The sequence below is a fragment of the Endozoicomonas sp. ONNA2 genome (genome assembly GCF_024606365.1).
GTDB lineage: Bacteria > Pseudomonadota > Gammaproteobacteria > Pseudomonadales > Endozoicomonadaceae > Endozoicomonas.
Genome location: NZ_JAHHPO010000426.1, coordinates 1 through 1,296 on the forward strand (window position 1 = coordinate 1; position 1,296 = coordinate 1,296).

The following is a 1,296-nucleotide window of genomic DNA, read 5'->3' on the forward strand; positions in this document are numbered from 1 at the left end:
CCTCATATTTGATTAATTAAATCGATAAAAGTTCCAACAGGCTCCTGGTTTTTTTAAAGCAAAAAAAACGGGGTGGAAACCACCCCGTTCAGATCTGTATCAGCCCGTATTACAGGTTGCTTTCTTCAGTGCGCTGTGGTTCTTTCAGAGCTTCACCTTCTGGCTCAGCAGGCAATTCGATCTGCTGAGTCTGGCGTTTTGCCCTGGGGTCATTATGGGCGCGGCTGCGACGACGAGGCGGTCTTTGCGCGGCTGCATCGGCAGCAGCCACTTCTGCTTCGCTGACTTTGACCGCTGCTGTCTGATCCTGCCCGGCGGCTTGTGCAGGCTCGCTCCTGGAAGCTAAGGGTTGTGGAGTTTCCTGTTTGTTTTCCTGCTTGTTTTCCTGAGAAGCGTCTTCATCAGACTGATTCAATGCCTGCTTCAGCATCTGTTCAGCTTCATTGGCAGTTATGCTTGCCCCGGACTCGGCAGCTTCTGTCCTGGTTTCCGATGCGGCTGGTTTCTCGAAAGCGGATGGCATCGCTGCAAAGGCGGGCTTGTCGAGATTATGGTAAGCAGCAACGGCTTTCGCCATTTCAGTCATCTGCGGGTGAGGGGGTGACTTGTCCTCAACGGCTGTGACTTCTTCAGCATCACGGACCAGGCCAACATGGGTCTTTTCAGTGGTGGTCTCTACAGAGGCTTTTTCAGCTTTTTCCGGTTGCACTTTTGAATCACTGGCCGTTAAAGCCTGCAGTTCACCGGCAAGCTCTTTTTCAGCAGAAGGCACCTGATTGACCGGTGAGTCACTGTCTGCAGAAATTTCAGGTTCATTGGCCTGAGGAGCAGACTGCTGCGCTTCCCTGAGGCGGCGAGGGTCATTCTTCACTCTTCTGGAACGACGGGGTCTCACTTCTTCAGGTTCTTCAGTCGTGTTGGCAGCGGCTTGTTCTTCGACAGAAGCTGTGCCGGTTTTGTCCGTTGGCGTTGTCGGAGCAGCGGGAGCTTCTGAGGCAGGTCTGATGCTTTCAGGCCCGGGTTTGTCAATGCTGACAAATGCTTCTTTCTGGTCAGTACGCTGTTCCTGTGGGATGCTTTCCGCGGCAGCTTCATGAATAGCAGGTGCGTTTACCGACTCTTTGGCGCTCTCAGGTAGCAGTAGCTGCTCTCACGATCATGAAGATTGCCGTCACGCAGGCGCTGGACATCGTAATGGGGGGTTTCCAGATTGGCATTGGGAATGACGATGATGCGGGCATCATGGCGCTTTTCGATCTTGGCGATCATTTTGCGCTTTTCATTGAGCGTAAAAAG

General features: G+C 52.9%; 2 protein-coding genes. Both read right to left on the bottom strand.

The window, feature by feature from the left end; genetic code table 11:
- Window positions 1-109: 109 nt before the first annotated feature.
- Complete coding sequence (locus KDK14_RS07670) at window positions 110-895, bottom strand: hypothetical protein (RefSeq protein ID WP_257264490.1); 786 nt, start codon at window positions 893-895, stop codon at window positions 110-112.
- Between the two features lie 215 nt (window positions 896-1,110).
- Window positions 1,111-1,296, bottom strand: a 186-nt coding sequence (locus tag KDK14_RS07675; RefSeq protein ID WP_257264491.1) for a hypothetical protein, incomplete at its 5' end; no start/stop codon positions are given.